Source organism: Embleya sp. AB8 (assembly GCF_049739465.1).
Lineage (GTDB): Bacteria > Actinomycetota > Actinomycetes > Streptomycetales > Streptomycetaceae > Embleya.
In genome coordinates this window covers 61,242-79,648 of the sequence record NZ_JBMHHY010000006.1, presented here as the reverse complement: position 1 = coordinate 79,648, position 18,407 = coordinate 61,242, and the positions used below count along the sequence as shown (strand labels likewise).

The 18,407-nt window shown below is 69.1% G+C and carries 15 protein-coding genes; 9 read left to right on the top strand and 6 right to left on the bottom strand.

Annotated features, from left to right (window positions below):
* The first annotated feature begins 5 nt into the window (after positions 1–5).
* Positions 6–1,208: a lipid-transfer protein gene (locus ABIA38_RS10440; protein WP_424638238.1), complete on the top strand. Its 1,203-nt coding sequence runs from the start codon at positions 6–8 to the stop codon at positions 1,206–1,208.
* A 120-nt stretch (positions 1,209–1,328) separates the two neighbouring features.
* On the opposite strand, the gene ABIA38_RS10435 is transcribed toward ABIA38_RS10440, so the two are convergent.
* The gene (locus tag ABIA38_RS10435; protein WP_424638237.1) at positions 1,329–2,627 is read right to left on the bottom strand and encodes an NYN domain-containing protein; all 1,299 of its coding nucleotides are present in this window, start codon (positions 2,625–2,627) and stop codon (positions 1,329–1,331) included.
* Positions 2,628–2,820: 193 nt separating this feature from the next.
* Between ABIA38_RS10435 and ABIA38_RS10430 the strand changes: the two genes are divergently transcribed.
* Entirely contained in the window at positions 2,821–4,605 is a 1,785-nt protein-coding gene (locus ABIA38_RS10430) for an AMP-binding protein (protein ID WP_424638236.1), read from the top strand.
* Positions 4,606–4,675: 70 nt separating this feature from the next.
* Here the strand turns inward: ABIA38_RS10430 and ABIA38_RS10425 are convergent, their stop codons facing one another.
* The 4 genes from ABIA38_RS10425 to ABIA38_RS10410 form a co-directional block, all read right to left on the bottom strand.
* Positions 4,676–5,320 carry a LysE family translocator gene (locus ABIA38_RS10425; protein WP_424638235.1) on the bottom strand — a complete coding sequence of 215 codons (645 nt, stop codon included), beginning with the start codon at positions 5,318–5,320 and terminating at the stop codon, positions 4,676–4,678.
* A gap of 221 nt (positions 5,321–5,541) precedes the next feature.
* Complete coding sequence (gene merB / locus ABIA38_RS10420) at positions 5,542–6,192, bottom strand: organomercurial lyase (protein ID WP_424638234.1); 651 nt, start codon at positions 6,190–6,192, stop codon at positions 5,542–5,544.
* Entirely contained in the window at positions 6,189–7,190 is a 1,002-nt protein-coding gene (rarD, locus tag ABIA38_RS10415; protein ID WP_424638233.1) for an EamA family transporter RarD, read from the bottom strand. Before rarD ends, merB begins: the two co-directional genes overlap by 4 nt.
* Positions 7,191–7,298: 108 nt before the next feature.
* Positions 7,299–8,339 (bottom strand): SDR family NAD(P)-dependent oxidoreductase, encoded by a 1,041-nt coding sequence (locus tag ABIA38_RS10410; protein WP_424638232.1) that lies wholly within the window; start codon positions 8,337–8,339, stop codon positions 7,299–7,301.
* Between the two features lie 153 nt (positions 8,340–8,492).
* On the opposite strand from ABIA38_RS10410, the gene ABIA38_RS10405 reads away from it, so the two are divergent.
* The 4 genes from ABIA38_RS10405 (at position 8,493) to ABIA38_RS10390 (ending at position 13,899) form a co-directional block, all read left to right on the top strand.
* Positions 8,493–9,095, top strand: a complete 603-nt coding sequence (locus ABIA38_RS10405; RefSeq protein WP_424638231.1) for a TetR/AcrR family transcriptional regulator — start codon at positions 8,493–8,495, stop codon at positions 9,093–9,095.
* 321 nt (positions 9,096–9,416) lie between these two features.
* Positions 9,417–10,154 (top strand): DUF5753 domain-containing protein, encoded by a 738-nt coding sequence (locus tag ABIA38_RS10400; RefSeq protein ID WP_424638230.1) that lies wholly within the window; start codon positions 9,417–9,419, stop codon positions 10,152–10,154.
* 25 nt (positions 10,155–10,179) lie between these two features.
* On the top strand, positions 10,180–10,419 hold the full coding sequence (locus tag ABIA38_RS10395; RefSeq protein WP_424638229.1) for a DUF397 domain-containing protein: 240 nt from the start codon (positions 10,180–10,182) through the stop codon (positions 10,417–10,419).
* Between the two features lie 1,914 nt (positions 10,420–12,333).
* The gene (locus ABIA38_RS10390) at positions 12,334–13,899 is read left to right on the top strand and encodes an ABC transporter substrate-binding protein (protein WP_424638228.1); all 1,566 of its coding nucleotides are present in this window, start codon (positions 12,334–12,336) and stop codon (positions 13,897–13,899) included.
* Positions 13,900–13,968: 69 nt separating this feature from the next.
* On the opposite strand, the gene ABIA38_RS10385 is transcribed toward ABIA38_RS10390, so the two are convergent.
* Positions 13,969–14,655: a PaaI family thioesterase gene (locus ABIA38_RS10385; RefSeq protein ID WP_424638227.1), complete on the bottom strand. Its 687-nt coding sequence runs from the start codon at positions 14,653–14,655 to the stop codon at positions 13,969–13,971.
* Between the two features lie 239 nt (positions 14,656–14,894).
* Here ABIA38_RS10385 and ABIA38_RS10380 point away from each other — a divergent pair, with 239 nt between their 5' ends.
* The 3 genes from ABIA38_RS10380 (at position 14,895) to ABIA38_RS10370 (ending at position 18,186) form a co-directional block, all read left to right on the top strand.
* On the top strand, positions 14,895–15,755 hold the full coding sequence (locus ABIA38_RS10380) for a MaoC/PaaZ C-terminal domain-containing protein (protein ID WP_424638226.1): 861 nt from the start codon (positions 14,895–14,897) through the stop codon (positions 15,753–15,755).
* Between the two features lie 289 nt (positions 15,756–16,044).
* Positions 16,045–17,121, top strand: coding sequence for a Zn-dependent alcohol dehydrogenase (locus ABIA38_RS10375; protein ID WP_424638225.1), 1,077 nt, complete (start codon positions 16,045–16,047; stop codon positions 17,119–17,121).
* Positions 17,122–17,256: 135 nt separating this feature from the next.
* Complete coding sequence (locus ABIA38_RS10370; protein WP_424638224.1) at positions 17,257–18,186, top strand: 3-oxoacyl-ACP reductase; 930 nt, start codon at positions 17,257–17,259, stop codon at positions 18,184–18,186.
* The last annotated feature ends 221 nt before the right edge of the window (positions 18,187–18,407 follow it).

Genomic DNA, 18,407 nt, shown 5'->3' with positions numbered 1-18,407 from the left:
CACCCATGGCACAAAAGGCGTTCATCGTCGGCGTCGGCATGACCAAGTTCGAGAAGCCGGAGAGCCGGGACTGGCAGTACTGGGACATGGTCGAGGAGGCGGGCGGCAAGGCGCTGGCGGACGCGGGCGTCGGCTACGACAAGGTCGAGCAGGCGCCGGTCGGTTATTGCTTCCAGGCGTCCACGGCCGGGCAGCGTGCGGTGTACGAGCTGGGGCTGACCGGGGTGCCGGTCTACAACGTGAACAACAACTGCGCGACCGGCTCGTCGGCGTTGATGATGGCCCGTCAGTTCGTCGCGGGCGGGCTGAACGACTGCGTGCTGGCGATCGGCTTCGAGAAGATGAAGCGCGGCTCGCTCGGCGGGGGCGGCGAGGGCGACTTCTCCACCTCGCCGGTGGCGCGGCACTACAAGATCATGGGCGACGCGTACGGGTTCTCGATGACCGCGCCGCCGACCGCGCAGATCTTCGGCAATGCGGCGCGCGAACACATGGACCGCTACGGCACCACCGCCGAGCAGATCGCGCACGTGGGGGTCAAGAACCACCGGCACTCGGTGCACAACCCGTACGCGCAGTTCCAGGTCGAGTACTCGTTGGACGAGGTGCTCGGCGCCAAGGAGATCCACGCCCCGCTCACCCGGTTGCAGTGCTCGCCCACCTCGGACGGGGCCGCCGCCGCGCTCGTGGTCAGTGAGCGCTTCGTGCGCGAACACGGCCTGGAGGACCAGGCGATCGAGATCCTGGCCCAGTCGATGACCACCGACACCGAGGCGAGCTTCGCTTCGAACAGCTGCATCGACGTGGTCGGCAAGCCGATGTCGGCGGCGGCCGGTCGCCAGGTCTTCGAGCAGTCCGGGCTCGGCATCGAGGACGTCGACGTGATCGAGCTGCACGACTGCTTCTCGATCAACGAGATCCTCACCTACGAGGCGCTGGGCATGTGCGGCGAGGGGGAGGGCGGCAAGCTGGTCGCCGAGGGCGCCACCACGTACGGGGGCCGTTGGGTGGTCAACCCGTCCGGCGGGCTGATCTCCAAGGGCCACCCGCTGGGCGCCACCGGGCTGGCCCAGGCCGCCGAGATCAGCTGGCAGCTGCGCGGTCTGGCGGACGCCCGCCAGGTTTCCGATGCCAAGGTCGGGCTGACCCACAACATCGGCCTGGGCGGCGCGGCGGTGGTGGGGTTGTACCGCAGGGGTCAGTTCTGATCCGAGCGATCGGTCCCGTCCGACCCGATCATTCAGTCACATCCGATCCGAGCGATCGGTCCCGACGGGCGGCGTGCCTGGGGTTTGCAGACATGCCCTACGCCGCCCGTCGGGTGCGGGTCAGGCGCCGCCCGGGCCGGGGACGATGGTGAGGGGGCCGGGGGTCGGGCGGGGGGCCGAGGTGGGGCCGGACAACCACTCGGCCAGCAGGGTGCGTTCGGATTCGCTGAGGTAGAGGCGGGCGTTGGCGCACAGGGTTTCCACGTTGCGCAGGAACGCGGCGGCCAGGTCGTCGGCGGAGGCCACCGGGTGTGCCGTGGAGGACCAGTAGCCGGAATAGACCAGGCCGGTGGTGACGAACGCGATGGCCTTGCGGGCGATGGTCTGCATACGCTCGGCGCAGCGGTCGCGGACCGCGCCGGAGGTCTGGTTGCCCTGGAAGCCGTTCTCGCTGACCTCGGCGTGCAGTTCCTCGAACAGCACGTGGTATTCCTCCGGGGCCAACCTGGGCGCACCGGTGACCGTGGCCACCCGGTCGATCAGATCACGGACCGGCTCGCGTACGTGGTCCATCCGGCCCTGACCGTTGGGGCGGGCGGAGGGGGGTTGATGTCGGGTGCGGTCGTAGATGTATCCGGGTGGGACCCGGCTGATCAGCAACTTTTCGTCGGCGCCCTGCTCCAGCATCAGTTCGAGCAGGGACGAGAAGGTGGCCGCGCCGCCCCAGCGGGTGCGGGTGACCTGTTCGCGGCCGACCTGCTGGAGTACGGAATGGGCCAGCGTGGCGAGCACGATCGGCTCGTCGGAGCCGCCGAGTTGGGTCCGTACGTGCGCCATCACCTGCTCGCGCACCCCCTCGTCGGCCGGCGCCACGTCGATCTCGTCGCGCAGTGCCCGTTCGATGAACTCCTGGTCGCTGATCACCACATCGCCGGCGGCCACATAGGCCTGGGCGGCCGGACCGCTGGCGATCACCATGGTGCGTCGGTCGTGACTGCGCAGCCGCAGCAGGACGGGCGTGAAGTCCGCGTCGGCGCTCATGATGATCACCTCGTCGAACCTGGTCGAGTGCTGGAGCGTGTCCAATACGTCCATCACCATGTGGATGTCCGCGCTGTTCTTGCCCCGGCCGGTCAGCGGCGGGCAGTCGATGACGCGAAACGCCGAACGTGTGAAGAAGGCCCGGTAGCGGTCGTGCATGACCGGGTTGAGGTAACAGTTGCGCACGAGCAACGAGCGGCGCAGACCACGCTCGATCGCCTCGTTCTCCAACCACTCCAACCACTGGGACGGCTTGCGGGCGAAAATCTCCGCCGAGGCGCGGTCCGTCTCCCGCAGCCCGCTGTAAATATTGTCAAAATCAAGAAAAAGTGCGCTGCGAATTCTGCCTGGTATGCCCGAATCCATACTCATGTCCATGCCTGCCTCCCCCGATGCGTACGGCTTCAATCTGTCCGACGCGTCACGTGCGGGCAAGCGAGGCCACGACCGGTCCGATTCCGGTCCGGTATCGATCTTGGCCCGTCTTCCGATCCGCGCGCACCCGGGTTAGGTTGCGCAGCGGAAGCTTGATCGTGCCATGTACGTGTGTCTGTCCGTCAGGAGCCGTGCCGTGTCGGGACGTTGGAGCACCACCCTGGACGAACTGCTGCGCGCGCGGGCGGCCGACCCGGGGGTTGGGCTGCGCGCCGAGGACCGCGTGTGGTCCTGGGCCGAGGTGGTGGCCGAGTCGGCCCGGCGGGCGGCGCTGCTGCGTGCGCTGCGGCCGGCGGGGCGGCCGTGGCACGTCGGGGTGATGCTGGAGAACGTCCCGGAGTTTCCGCTGCTGCTGGGCGCGGCGGCGCTGTCGGGGGCGGTGATCGTCGGGCTCAATCCGACCCGGGTCGGTGCCGAACTGGCCCGCGACATCGACCACACGGACTGCTCGCTGGTGATCACCGACGCGGTACACCTGGCGCAGTTGCGCACCGCCGCGCCGGACTTCCCGGCGGAGCGACTGTTGTGCGTGGACGATCCGGAGTGGGCTGCGGCGCTGGCGCGGTACGAGGGGGCCGAGTTGCCGGGGGCGGGCGAGCGGCCGGCGGTGGAGGAGGACGAGCCGTCGGCGGTGGGCGAGCGGCCGGGGGTGGATGGGCGGCCCGGGGCGGGCGAGCAGCAGCGGCCCGAGGCGGATGGGCGGCCGAGGGTCGAGGACACCTTCATGCTGATCCTGACGTCCGGGACCACGGGGCATCCCAAGGCGGTGATCTGCTCGCAGGGCAAGATCGCTGCGCAGGGGGCGAGTGTGGTCGCGATGGAGCGGCTGACCGGTGCGGATGTGGCGTATTGCGCGATGCCGCTGTTCCACTCCAACGCGATCATCACGTGCTGGGCACCGGCCGTCGCCGCCGGGGCCGAACTGGTGCTGCGCCGGCGGTTCTCCGCGTCCGGCTTCCTGCCGGACGTACGGCGGTTCGGGGTCACCTACGCGAACTACGTGGGCAAGCCGCTGTCGTACATCCTGGCCACGCCGGAGCACCCGGACGACGCGGACAACCCGCTCACGCGCGTGTTCGGCAACGAGGGCGGGCCGCAGGACGTTGAGCGGTTCGCCCGGCGGTTCGGCTGCACGGTGCGGGACGGGTTCGGCTCGACCGAGGGCGGGCTGTCGTTCGTACCGGTCCCGGACATGCCGGCGGGCGCGCTGGGGCGGCCCAACGGCGAGATCCGGATCCTGAACCCGGACACGCGTGCGGAGTGCCCGCCGGCGGTCTTCGACGCGGCGGGCCGGCTCACCAACGTCGAGGCGGCGGTCGGCGAACTGGTCAACGTCGGCGGCGCGGGATCCTTCGAGGGCTACTACAACAACCCGGCGGCGACCGCGCAACGGATGCGCGAGGGCTGGTACTGGAGCGGCGACCTGGCCTTCCGGACCGAGGACGGCCTGGTCTTCTTCGCCGGCCGCAGCGGCGAATGGTTGCGCGTCGGCGGCGAGAACTTCGGCGCGACCCCGATCACCCGGATCCTGTCCCGGCACCCGGACATCGCGCTCGCCACGGTCTACGGCGTGCCCGACGAGGCGGCGGGCGATCAGGCGATGGCGGCCCTCGTGCTGCGCGAGGGCACGACCTTCGACCCGACGGGCTTCGCCGACTGGTTGGCCGGCCAAGCCGACCTGTCCGGGGCCTGGCATCCGCGCTACATCCGGATTGCCGCGGCGCTACCCCAAACCAGCACGAACAAGATCCTCACCAGAGTCCTGGTCCGCCAGGCCTGGTACACCGACCCCGACCCGCTGTGGTGGCGCGCCGGCAGGGAGGGCCCGTATCGGTTGTTCACCGAGGCCGACCGCAAGTCCTTGGAGGCGGCCTTCGGCGATCGGGGACGGGCGCACATTCTTGGGTTGCTCGATCGGTGACGGACGTGGGTGACGGAGCCGGTGGCGGAAGCCGGGGTCGGCGCGGGGAGTTGATCACGCGAGGAGTTGATCATTTGTCGGATGCGGCGAGGCCGATGCCGAAGGCGCCGATGAGGGTGCCGGTGGAGGCGTCGAGCGTGCGGCGGACGCGGGGCATGCGCAACTTCGTACGCAGGGTGTTCGCGCCGAGGATGATCACCGCGAACCACACCATGCCCTCGATGTCGTGGACGAGCGCGAGCAGTATGCCGAAGGCGAGATGCGGCACACCGGACGGGATGAACTGCGGGATCATCGCCATGTAGAAGACGCCGACCTTCGGGTTGGTCAACGACGTGAGCACGCCGCGTCCCCACGCCGACCACAAACCGCGCGCGGACTCGGCACCGGCCGCCGAGGGGACGTCGGCATCGGTGTATCGGTTGACCCACGCGGCGCGGAGCAGCCCGTAGGCGAGCCACAACAGATAGCAGGCGCCGACGATCCGCAGGCTCGTATAGGCGACCCGCGAGGTGGTCAGCACCGCCGAGACACCGGCCGCCGCGGCGGCACCCCAGACCAGCGTCCCGGACCCTATGCCGAGTGCGGTGGCGAACCCGTGCCGGTTACCCCGCACCAGCGCCGCCCGCAGCACGATCGCGGTATCCGGCCCCGGAACGACCGTCAGCAGCCCGGCGACCAGAGCGAACGAGGCGAGGTGGGAGAGCACATCCATGCGGCCATGCTGCCGGCCGCCCTCGCGGGGCTTGACGGCGGGCGACGGCGGGCGACGGCGGGTGCTGGCCGGCGCCGGCCGGCGACGACCGGCCTGACGATGCGCTGACGCATCGTCAAGACCGGGGGGCTGCCGCCGGTTTCGACCTCCTTGAGGCTAGAGGCTGGGATTGGGAACTGGGAACTGGGGCTGGGGGGCTGGGGGACTGGGGGCTAGGAGGGCTAGAGGCCCCAGAAGCTGCCCTTGAGGCCGACCGACGCGAAGTACGCTGCCGCCGTGGTCGGGTCGCGGCGTTCGTAGCCCCGGTGGAGGCGGCCCTCGTACCAGTGTTCGGCCAGGCGCCACAGCGTGGCCAGGTCGAGGACGTAGCCGCGTTGTTGGCCGGTGTGGGCCAACCAGGCGTCCACGCAGCCCTCGTCGCAGAACAGTCGCTGATTTCCGCACGCGTGCACCACGTCGTCCCACAACATCGTGATCGGGACCAGGAAGTGCGCCACCTCGTCGCCCTTCGGCGGCTGTTCGGTGCCCACGTTCCACGCGAGTGCCCGGTCACAGCCCGGACACCGGGTGGCCACCAGGACCTCCTCGCCGACCAGATGCGGCAGCGCGAAGGAATCCCACGCGCAACCGCCCCACCAGAGGGTCCGACGGCCCATCACCGAGAAACCCAGCGGAACCGAGCTGAACGGATGCGCCAGCACGATCGCGTCGTCGCGCAACACGATGTGCCGCTGCTCGTGCAGGGCCCACAGCCCGGCACGGACGGTGAGTTCCGACACTCCCAACGTCGCGGCCAACTCGGCGTTCGACGGTGCTCGTCCGGTGTCGGCGAAGCCTCGGTAGACCGCCAGTCGCAACTGTTCGACGCTCACTGAGCCGCCTCTCGCTCGGGCACGACGGTGATCGGAACCGCGCGGGGCTCGGCCGCCTCGACGGTGTCCTCGGACCCGGGCGCGGACCCGGACCCGGGCGCGGCCGGCGGTACGACGCCCCGATTGCGTCGCGACTGGCGGATCGCGTCGTAGGTCAGGATCGCCAGCGCCATCCACACCAGACCGAAGCCCGCCCACCGCGCACCGGGCATCGGCTCGTGGTAGACCGCGACCCCGATGCCGAACTGGATCACCGGTGCCAGGTATTGCAGCATGCCGATCGTGCTCAGCGGCACGCTGTTCGCGGCGACCGCGAAGCACAACATCGGGACCACGGTGATCAGGCCCGTGGTCGTCAGCATCAGTGCATGCGGGGTCCCCTCGTGCCCGAACGTGCCGTCGCCGGTCCAGGCCAACCAGGTCAGATAGCCCAGCGCGGGCAGGAACAGCACGGCCGTCTCGGCCGCCATCGAGTGGGTGGCGGGCAGGTTCATCCGCTTCTTGATGTAGCCGTAGGTCGCGAACGACGAGGCCAGGGTCAGGGCGATCCAGGGCACCCGGCCGTACGCGACGATCAGCACCACCACCGCCGCGACCCCCATCGCGACGGCCGCCCACTGGACCCGCCGCAGCCGCTCGCCGAGCACCACGACGCCGATGCCGATCAGTACCAGAGGGGTGATGAAGTAGCCGAGTGAGGTCTCCACGACCTGGTCGTGGTTGACGCCGTAGATATACGTGCCCCAGTTGATCGAGATCATCACCGCGGCCAGCGTGACCGAGATCAACTTGCCGGGTGTGCGCAGCAGTTCGCGGATCCACGACCACTGTCGGAGGGCGGCGAGCAGGACGATCATGCACAGCAGCGACCAGACCATGCGATGCGCCAGGACCTCGACCGCACCGGCCGGCTTGAGGTGCGGCCAGTAGAGCGGGAAGAGGCCCCACATGAGGTAGGCCGCCATGCCCAGGATCAAACCGCGACGTTCTGAACCCATGCTGCCGACGGTACTGGCGAAGTGGCTTGCCGTCAGGAGCCAATTCCGAACCAGTGGATTTCGAATGAGTGGATCGTGTGCGACGCCCGCTCGTCGCGCCCCGGGTCGTCAGTCGCCTTCGCGGCTCAGGGCCTCCCATCGCTCGTACTCCTCTCGGCGGGCTCGGTCCAGGTCCGCGACCATGTCGTAGGCCACTCCGCCCAGGATGATCCGCCGGGGCGGTTCGGCCGGCTCGACCACTCGAAGCAGCACGGCGGCGGCCTTGGCCGGATCGGCGTCCTTCGAATCGGCCCACATCGCGGCCAGTTCGGCACGGAGCGGTGCGTAGGCCCTGTTCTCGGCGGTCAGCGTCAGGCCGTTGGTGAACAGTGTCGTCTCGTAACCACCGGGCTGGACCAGAGTCACGTGCACCCCGAACGCCGCCGCCTCCATCGCCATGGCGCCGGTGATCGAGTCGAGGGCGGCCTTGCCTGCGCTGTAGAGACCGGTGGACGCGAAGCCGACGGCCGAGCCCATCGAACCGATCTGGACGATGTGCCCCGAACGTTGCCTGCGCAGGTGCGGAAGTACGGCCTGACTCACCCACAGTGCGCCGAAGAAGTTGACGTCGAAGTGCGCCCGGGCCTGCTTCTCCGTCACCTCCTCGACCATGCCGATCAGGGCGGCGCCGGCGTTGTTGACGACGATGTCGAGCCGGCCGAACGCGGCGACGGCGCGATCCACACCGCGAAACACCGCACCGCGATCGGTCACATCGAGCGGCAGGGCCAGGAAGCGGCCACGGTGCTTGGCGACGAGCTCGGCCAACGGCACGACATCCCGCGCCGCCCCGACGACCCGATCACCCACCCCGAGCGCCGCTTCGGCAAAGGCCCGCCCAAGCCCCCGGGAGGCTCCGGTGATGAACCAGACCCGAGGCTCACGATCGACGGGGGTGGTGGGGGTGGTGACGGGGGCAGTGGTGGGTGCGGTGGCAGTGGCGGTGGAGGGGGAGGTGGTCATGGTGATGGGCTCCTCGGCGTCGGCATGGATGTGATGGACGTGGTGGACGTAGCTGTCGGCATCGGTGGGGTCGATCAGCGTGTGTCGGATGGTGCGCGGCTCGGTGGACGGCTTGATGGACGGCTTGATGGACGGCTCGGCGGACATCGGGCTCACCTCGCTCGGTAGCCGGCGGAGGGCGCCGGTCGGGATTTCATGATGAGACGAGACGGTTCGTCTCGTGGTAAATCCAGGATGCACGCTTCGGGCTCCGATGTCAATACGAGACGTATCGTCTCGCGGATCGGCTAGACTGGCCGCATGACCACCGACCGCACCGCCGCCAAGCCCGACCCGTCCCGCCGCAGCGAGCAGTCCCGTCGCGCGATCCTCACCGCCGCCCGGGAGTTGGTCTCCGAACTCGGCTTTGCCAAGCTCACGATCGAGGCCATCGCGGCCCGCGCGGGTGTCGGCAAACAGACCATCTACCGCTGGTGGGGCTCGAAGGGCGAGGTCGTCTTCGAGGCGTTCCTGGCGCTGAGCGACCCGGGGGAGGGGATCGTGCTCCCCGATACGGGTGACCTGGAGACCGACCTGAAGTTCCTGATGCGCGAGACCGTCGCCGAGTTCGCCAACCCCGAGTTCGAGGCCCCGGTCCGCGCCCTCAACGCCGAGATCATCAACGACCCGAAGCTCGCCAGGCTCTACCACGAAAAGATGGCCGCGCCCGTCGACGAGGCCAAGAAGGAACGCCTACGCAGCGCCCAACGAGCCGGCCAAATCGCCCCCGACCTGGACCTCGACCTGGCCCTCGAACTCCTCTACGCCCCCCTGTACCAACGCTGGCTACTCCGCTCCGGGCCGTTGACCGACGAATACGCGGACAGCTTGGTCGACTTGACGCTCAAGGCGCTTCGTCCATGACCCCGACGTCGCCCGCAACGAGTAGAGATAGCGTGAACCGGCCAAATGCGTCGATCAGGTTCGTTAACGTGTGGTTGGTGACCACCTTGGGGCCGCCGTGAAGCACTTGCACAGGCCGGGCAATCCGGCGTTCATCTCCGCACGCCATCAACGCAAGTGGTACTCGCAGGAGATGTTTGCCGAGGCATACGAACAGGCGGCCCGCGAGTTGGGGATCAAGACCTCCGTCTCGCCGCGCCAGGTGCGTCGATGGGAGTCGGCCCACCCGCCGTGGCCTCACCCGGCGCGCGTCGCGTGCTCGTTGCAATGTTCGGACAACCGATGGAGGCCCTCGGCTTCCAGGCACCGTACGACCTGGGTTCGGTCCGGCCCCCGGCGGTGGCCCCATCGACTGTCGCTGCTCTCGGGCAGGGAGAGGCGGACGGCCCCCGCAACGTCCCGGAGCGGCTGAATCGGCTTCTCCCACTGGAGCAGCAGGCGATCTCGCTGCGATGCTACGAAACGCTGATGATTCCCGGCCTACTCCAGTCACCCGCCTATGCGCTTTCGGCGATCCAGATGCGGTTGCCGACGGTCCGGAGCGCGGTTGCGTACGAGCGCATGCGGATCAGAATGCAGCGTTCGGAACGGCTGTTGTGGTCAGGCCGGCCCGCCTCGTTCGTCATCTCGGAGGCCGCGCTCTACCAGCCGATCGGGGGACTCGCCGTATTGGGTGGCCAGATGGAGCACCTCCTGATGCTGACGTCGCAGCACCCCCAGGTGTCCGTTCAGGTTCTCCCGCTCGACGCGGCGTTCGTCCTGCCCTCACCGTGCCTGCTCCTGGAAGTTTCGCCCGGTCGGACGGTCGCTTGGCTGGAACAACTGACCGACTCTCTACTGGTGGAAAGCCCTGACGAGGTGATGTTCTTTCAAACGGCCTTCGAGCGTCTGTCGATGATGGCGCTGTCCTCTCAGGCGACGCCCGAACGCATCGACGAGCGGAGGCGCGCCCTATGCACGGCGGTCGAGGTGACGGCTCACGCGTCGAGTCCGCATCTCCGAGCGCGGCCGTCCGGGTAAGGGGCGGCAAGGTCACCAACTCCCGGTGATTACCTTCAACCCGGTCGCGCGGGCCCGCCCTGTAGAACGCGCCGGCCACACTGGAGACGTCATGGATGCTCGCAAGCGATGGACGGCCAGCACCCACAGCGGAGGAGAAAACTGCGTCGAGGTTGCCGTTCTGGGAGCCACTGTCGGAGTGAGGGACAGCAAGGTCGCCGACTCCCCGGTCATCACCCTCGACCCGGCCGCCTGGGTCCGCCTCATCGAGCGCGCTGCCCGCTGATCTGCGGCACGCACGCGGAATCCGAGCGGAGCGCCGAGCCGGTGGGAGCCGGACGGGGAGCGCAGGTCTGGCCCTGTGTGGGGTGGGGCGGAGCAATCGGGTCGTGGGCGCGGAGCTGATGTGCGGCCTGGGGCGGGGTGATGCTGTGTTGCTGCGCTGTGGGCCGCTCCGCGCCCGTGCTGCCCGTCCGCTACGTGGCCGGTGCTGTCCAGTACGGCTGGGCCGATCCGGGTTTGTGGGCCTGCTTCGGGGACTGCTTGTCCCGTCCGGCTCGGCCGACTTGGGCTCGGCTGCCGTCGTCTCGTCGTTGCACGTCCCCTCCGGGGCCGGGGTCTTTGCTTGGTGCTTCGCATCTGTTGTTGCCCGTCCACTACGTGGCCGTCACTGCCCGGGGCAGCTTCCCTGGCTCGTGGTCGGGGGCGGTTGGCCGCTTGGCGTCGTGGGGTTGGGCTGGTGCCGTGGTGGCCCTGGGTCGGGTCGGCGGGGCCGGGTCGTGGCGGCTGTCACCGTCTCGTCGTTGCTCGTCCCCTCCGGGGCCGGGTTTTGCTTGGTGCTTCGCATCCGTTGTTGCCCGTCCACTACGTGGCCGTCACTGCCCCGGTCGGCTTCCCTGGCTCGCGGTCGGGGGTGGTTGGCCGCTTGGCGTCGTGGTGTTGGGCTGGTGCCGTGGTGGCCCTGGGTCGGTTCGGCGGGGCCGGGTCGTGGCGGCTGCCACCGTCTCGTCGTTGCACGTCCCCTCCGGGGCCGGGGTTTTGCTTGGTGCTCCGCATCCGTTGTTGCCCGTCCACTACGTGGCCGTTACCACCCTGGACGGCTTCCCTGGCTCGTGGTCGGGGGCCGTTGTCCGTGGGGCGTCGGGGGGTTCGGCCGCTGCGCAGGCGTTTTGGCCTTGCTGGGGTTGGGTGGCGGGTGTTGCGGTGTGCACGTGGAGCGCCGGCTCGAGTTCTTGGGCGGGCGGGGTGTGTCTCCGGTGCTCGGTTCTCCTTCGGGGTGGGGCCTTTTCTGCCTTGTCGTGCCTCGGTTTCGGCTCGGGGAGCACGAAACCCGCACTCGCCGGCCCGCGCAGACCGGGGCGCCGGGTAAAACCGCAGGTCGCGCTTCGTCTCGAGCCTTGGGAGTCTCGTCGGGATCCGTTTTCGGTCCCGAGGAGAGGGCGGGTGCCGTGAGGGGCTGCGAGACGCGGCATGGCCACCGGTCGCTGGGGGCCGCCGCCGGGACAACGGCTCCCGACCGCGAGTCGGGGGATGCCGACCCGGGTGGTAACGGCCACGTAGTGGACGGGCAACAACGGATGCGAAGCACCAAGCAAAGACCCCGGCCCCGGAGGGGACGAGCAACGACGAGACCGCGGCCACCCCCACGACCCGGCCCCGCCGAACGGACCCAGGGCCACACCGCCAACAGCCCAACCGCACCACGCCAAGCGGACAACGGCCCCCGACCACGAGCCAGGGAAGCCGTCCAGGGCAGTGACGGCCACGTAGTGGACGGGCAACAACGGATGCGGAGCACCAAGCAAAACCCCGGCCCCGGAGGGGACGTGCAACGACGAGACGGCGGCCACCCGCCACGACCCGGCCCCGCCGAACGGACCCAGGGCCGCACCGCACCAGCCCAACGCCACGACGCCAAGCCGCCCACCGCCCCCCAACCGTGAACCAGCAAAGCCGACCCGGGTGGCAACCACCCCCCACCCCCCGGTGCGGGGTTCCTGACGGAGTGTCACTTTGGCTGGTTGATTTTGGGGGTTGGGGGTGCGGTACCGTCACGGACGGTGCGGAATTGTTATTTGACGGGGCGTCAGATATCTCCCTACCTTGGCCGTACATCCACGTCTGGATCAAGGAAACGCCACCCCGCTCCCGGGACGGCGTGCCTTGTGCTTCCCGAACGCAGGAGCGTCCCGTGCGAACCGTGAACTCCACACCCCTCAAAACCCGCCTGCTGCGCCGCTCCGGTGTGGTCGCGGGCCTCGTCGGCCTGACGCTCGGCGCCACCGCGTGCGGTGGTGGTGACGACTCCGGCAGCGGAGCCTCCGGCTCGATGACGGTGCTCATCACCCAGGAGGCCAAGGGCATCGACCCGATCATGACCACGGTGTCCTCCCTCACCGGCGGCAACCAGGCCGCGGCCGTGTTCGACATGCTCTTCTGGATCAACCCCAAGACCGGCAAGGCCGAACCGCAGATCGCCGAGAGCGCGACCGCCGTCGAGGGCAACTCGGTCTGGACGATCAAGCTCAAGCCCAACGTGAAGTTCTCCGACGGCACCGCCCTGGACGCCGAGGCGGTCAAGTTCAACTGGGAGCGGCACGCCGACCCGGCGAACCGGTCGGTGCAGTACACCGCGGTCAAGGGGATGAAGTTCGAGGCCGTCGACGGGCAGACCGTCAAGGTCACGCTGCCCGCGCCGAACGCCCACTTCGATCTGGTCGTCGCGCACAACCTCGCGTTCATCGGTTCGCCGACCGCGATCCGGGCCGACCCCAAGCTGTTCGCGCAAAAGCCGGTCGGCGCGGGCCCGTTCAAGCTCAAGTCGTGGATGCGCGACTCGCAGCTCACCCTGGAGCGGAACGCCTCCTACTGGGGCCAGGGCAAGCCAGCCCTCAAGGAGCTGATCTTCAAGCCGGTGATGGACCAGAAGCAGCGCCTGGCCGCGCTGTCCTCGGGTCAGGCCCAGCTGATGACGACGGCGCACTTCCCGTCGACCGAGCAGGCCAGGAAGGACGGCATGACGGTCACGCTCGATCCCAAGAGCGGCGGCTTCATGACCATGTTCGACACGTCCAAGCCGCCGTTCAACGACCCGCGCGCACGCCGCGCGTTCGCGTTGATCATGAACCCGGACGACCGCAACCAGACGATCCAGGGCTCGCCGAGCCAGACCCTCAAGGGCCTGTTCCAGCCCGCGTCGCCGTTCGCGAACCCGGACGCGGTCTACGCGACCAACAACCGGGCCGAGGCGCAGAAGTTGCTCGACGAGCTGGCCGCCGAGGGCAAGCCGCTGAGCTTCACCTACACCACGAACAGCAGCGCCAGCGCGCGGCTCACCGCCGAGTACTGGCTCACCCAGATCAGCGCGATGAAGAACATCACGATGAAGACCGAGTTCCTCGAGGGCGCGGCGTACATCCAGAAGGTGATGATCAACAACGACTTCCAGGCCTCGGAGTTCGTGATCACCTTCGACGAACCGGAGCCGGTGCTGTACAACTTCACCCACTCCAAGGGGTCGGAGAACCGCACCAAGTGGAACAACCCCGTCGTGGACAAGGCGCTCGACGACGCCCGCAACACCGACGACCCGGCGGTGCGCAAGACCGCGTACCAGACCGTGCAGGCCGAGATCGTCAAGGACGTCCCGTTCTTCGCCTACGAGAAGTCGTTCGCGGCGGCGGTCCAGGGGAAGAACGCCAAGGTCGACGGCCTGGCCCTGTTCGAGGACGGCCTGATCCTCTTCGACCGGATCGCGCTCAAGTAGTCGCCGCCGATCGCTGAACAACCCGGCGTCGGGGGCGGTGGACCAGAGGAGTCCGCTCCCGACGCCGGGTCACGTTCGCGCCGCGCGGATGAACAACGCCTCCGCCTCCGCGACCAGGACCCCCTCCGCGTACGACCGGGCGGTGACCCACGCCTTGCGCCCCTCGACCCGGGTGACGCCCGCCTCGTAGTCGACGCGCGTGTACAGCGGCGTTGCGCGCCGCAGCCGCACCGTCAGCCACCCGGTCATCCCGAGTGCCCCCGCGCCGGACTGGGCGCAGCCCATCACCTCGTCGAACGCCGCCGCCACGTAGCCCCCGTGTACGCGCCCGTACGGCCCCTCGTACGCCGCGCCGAACGTCACGTGCGCACGCACCAGCGGCCCGTCCCCGGTGATCTGCATCGGCGGCGCGAGCGGGTTGGCGGCGCCCACCAGCGGGCCGCGCTCGTGCAGTGCCAGGTCGCGGGAGGTCGGTGTGCGCTCGCCCACTCGGGCCAGCGCGGCGATCCGGTCGGCCAAATCTGATACATCGTCAGCTACGCTTTCCAGCGTGCCCTCGGCGCCTTCGGGGTCGACCGACTTCACCGCCTCGATCAGGCGGCGGGTCGCCTCGGCCAGGCGATGTCGGGCCGCGCGTCCGGCGCTTTCCGGCTCCGGTCGCGGCGTCCAGGTCCGGCGCAACTCGCGCAACACGTCGTCCGGCACGGGCGGCGGTGGCTCGGGGGCGTCCGCGGGTTCCGGGGCGGCGGCGGTCATGACGGCTCCCGTGGTGACGTATGCCCTGGCGTCGGCCGGGCGAATGGTCGATCATTGCAGATAAAAAGAACGAGTTCTAGTTTTGCCAAGGTTGCCGCAGGGTCGCCGAGTCGCCGAGTCGCAGAGTCGCGAAGTCGCAGAGGCGCGAAGTCGTCGAGGCGCGAAGTCGTCGAGGCGAGCGCGGCGCCCGCCAGTTCCGAACCGTAGTCCCAGCAGTCCTAGCAGCAGGAGGAGACGTCATGCCGATCGATGTCGCGAAGGCCACCGGAGCCGAGCCCCGTACGGGTGAGATCGCCTGGTCGAACAAGGACGTGATCCTCTACCACCTGGGCCTGGGGGCCGGGACACCCGCCATCGACGCGGACGAACTGCGCTACACGTACGAGAAGAACCTGCACGTGCTGCCCACGTTCGCCACCGTGGCCGGCACCAAGGTCGGCGGCAGCCTCTCCGCGCTGCCCGGGATCGACATCAACCTGCGCGCGGTGCTGCACGGCGGGCAGGAGATCGTCGTACACAACCCGCTGCCCGCCAAGGCCAAGGGCGTCAAGGCGACCAGCCGGGTCGCGGACGTCTACGACAAGGGCAAGGCCGCGGTGATCGTGCTGGAGTCCTCGGCCGAACTCGAGGACGGCACCAGGCTGTACGACTCGCGCGCGGAGATCTTCGTCCGCGGTGAGGGCGGCTTCGGCGGCGAGCGCGGGCCGGTGACGAACATCGACGTACCGGAGCGGGCCGCCGACCACACCATCGACGTGCCCACCAGTGCCGACCAGGCGCTCCTGTACCGCCTGTCCGGCGACTGGAACCCGCTGCACGCCGACCCGGACTTCGCCAAGGCGGCCGGCTTCGACACCCCGATCCTGCACGGCCTGTGCTCGTACGGCCTGACCCTGAAGGCGATCGTGGACCACGTCCTGGGCGGCGACGTGTCCCGGGTCAAGCGCTACCGCACCAAGTTCGCGGGCATCTTCTTCCCGGGCGAGACGATGCGGATCCGGGTCTGGGAAGAGGACGGCAAACTCCTGATCAACACCTCGGCCGTGGAACGCGACAACGCCACCGTCCTCTCCGACACGGTGGTCGAATACAGCTCTTGACGGCAGCTCTTGACGGCGTGTCACGTGCCCGGCGCGGGTCTCTGCGCGCCGGGCACATGGCCGGTCGGGCCGGGCCGGGCCGGGCGATTCGGTCCGCCGGCGGTCCTCACCCCCTCCTGGTTTCGACCGTCACGTTCGGGTGGGAGGTTTCGTTGGGGGAGGCCCACGTCTTTCGTCTCGTGGCGGGGGCGGATACCTTGACCGTGTCATTGGTCTTGAGTCAAAACGAGAACAAGTTATAGTTCTTGACCGGGCCAAGTATTGGTTCAGGAACGACGAGGGAGCCCCCATGCGCGCAGCGGTTCTGCACGAGACCGGCCAGGACAAGCTCGATGTCCGTGACGACGTCGAGGCCGTGGGCATGGGCCCGGGGCGCGTGCGGGTCAAGCTGCACGCGACCGGCGTGTGCCACTCGGACCTGTCCGCGATGACCGGTGTCCTGCCCCAGCCCGCCCCGTTCGTACCCGGCCACGAGGGCGCCGGCGAGGTGGTCGAGGTCGGTGACGGCGTGAGCACCGTCGCGGTCGGCGACCGGGTGATCATCTGTTGGGCGCCGCCGTGCGGCACCTGCAACTACTGCCGCGGCGGCCAGTCCAACCTGTGCCTGGCCGGCTTCATGAACGCGGGCAACCAGAACTTCACCTTCGGCGGCACCCCGTCGTACGGCTTCACCGGCACCGGCACCTTCGCCCAGGAGGTCGTGGTCGCCGCGCCGTGCGCGGTCAAGGTCGCCGACGACGTGCCCTACGAGATCGCCGCGCTGATCGGTTGCGGGGTCACCACGGGCGTCGGCGCGGTGTTCAACAGCGCGCGGATCGAGCCCGGCGCCTCCTGTGCGGTGATCGGGGCCGGCGGTGTGGGCATCGCGGTGATCCAGGGGCTGCGCGCGGCCGGTGCCGCCGCGATCGTGGCGATCGACCCGGCCGAGTCCAAGCACGCGTGGGCCAAGCAGTTCGGCGCCACGCACGCGATCACCCCGGACCAGGCGGCCGACGCCAAGCGCGACCTGACCGCCGGCCAGGGCTTCGACTACGTCTTCGAGGTGGTCGGCAAGTCGTTCACCGCGCGCAGCGCGTACGAACTCACCCGCCGCGGCGGTGACGTGATCATCGTCGGCGCGGGCGCGATGGACGACAACGTCTCGTTCAACATGTTCGAGCTGTTCTTCGACCAGAAGCGGATCATCGGCAGCATCTACGGCGGCGGCGACATCGTCTCCGAGTACGACCGCATCACCAAGCTGTGGCGGGCCGGTCGGCTCGACCTGGAGGCGATGATCACGCACCGCCTCACGCTCGCCGACATCAACGACGCATTCGACCTGATGAAGAGCGGCGAGTCGATCCGCACCATCGTCACCCTCTGAAAACTCTCAAGCAGGCGGCGCCGTAATCCGCAGCCCGCCCACCCGAGATAACGGGTGGGCGGGTGGGCACACCGATGCCCGAGCCGACCAACCCGCGACCGCAACAAACAACCTCGACCCCACGGGAGCATCCGCATGACCACGTCGCTGGATGGCAAGGTCGCCGTAGTCACCGGCGCCGGCCGCGGCCTCGGCCGCGCCGAGGCCCTCGAACTCGCGAAGCAGGGCGCGGCGGTCGTGATCAACGACTTCGCCCCCGAAGGCAGCCCCAACCCGGCCGACGACGTCGTGGCCGAGATCGTCGCGGCCGGCGGCAAGGCCGCCGCGCACCGCGGCGACGTCTCCGACTTCGAGGCGGCGGGTGGGCTGATCCGACTCGCGATCGACACCTTCGGCTCGATCGACATCGTGGTCAACAACGCGGGCATCCTGCGCGACCGGATGATCTTCTCGATGACCGAGCAGGAGTGGGACTCGGTCCTGGCGGTACACGCCAAGGGCCACTTCAACACCACCCACCACGCCTCGAAGTACTGGCGGGAGAAGTCCAAGGCGACCGGCGGCGCGGTGTACGCGCGGGTGATCAACACCGCGTCCGAGGCGTGGCTGGCGGGTTCCGCCGGGCAGCCCAACTACGCGGCGGCCAAGTCGGCGATCGTGGGCCTGACCATGTCCACCGCGAATGCGCTGGTCAAGTACGGCGTACGGGCCAACGTGATCTGCCCGCGGGCGCGCACGAGCATGACCACGCACGTATTCGGGGAGAGCGCGAACAACCTCGCCGAGGGTGAGCTGGACCCGCTGGCGCCCGAGCATGTCGCGCCGCTGGTGGCCTACCTGGCCAGCCCGGCCGCCGAGCAGGTCACCGGGCAGGCGTTCGTGGTCCACGGCGGTTTCGTCGCGGTGATCGAACGACCCACGCTCCAGGCCAAGTTCGACTCGAAGCAGGCCACCTTCACGCCGGACGAGCTGGATTCGGTGCTCTCGGCGCACTACGCGGACAAGAAGCTGGGCGCCGGCTACACCGCCGACGACCTGCTCTTCCTCAAGCGCGACCCGCGCTGAGCTGTGCTGATCTGCACCGATCTGCGCTTATTGGCGCGGATTGGTGCCGACTAGCGGTGATCGGCATAAATCTGCGCTGATCCGTACTCGTTCAGGCTGATCGACGAGCGCGGGGCCGGCGGGCGGAATCGTCCCCGGTCCCGCCTCTTTCACCCGCGCCGTCGACACGTGTCGAGTGTCGCGGCCACGAGGGGCCGTCCCTCGTCCCGCATCCGCATCGA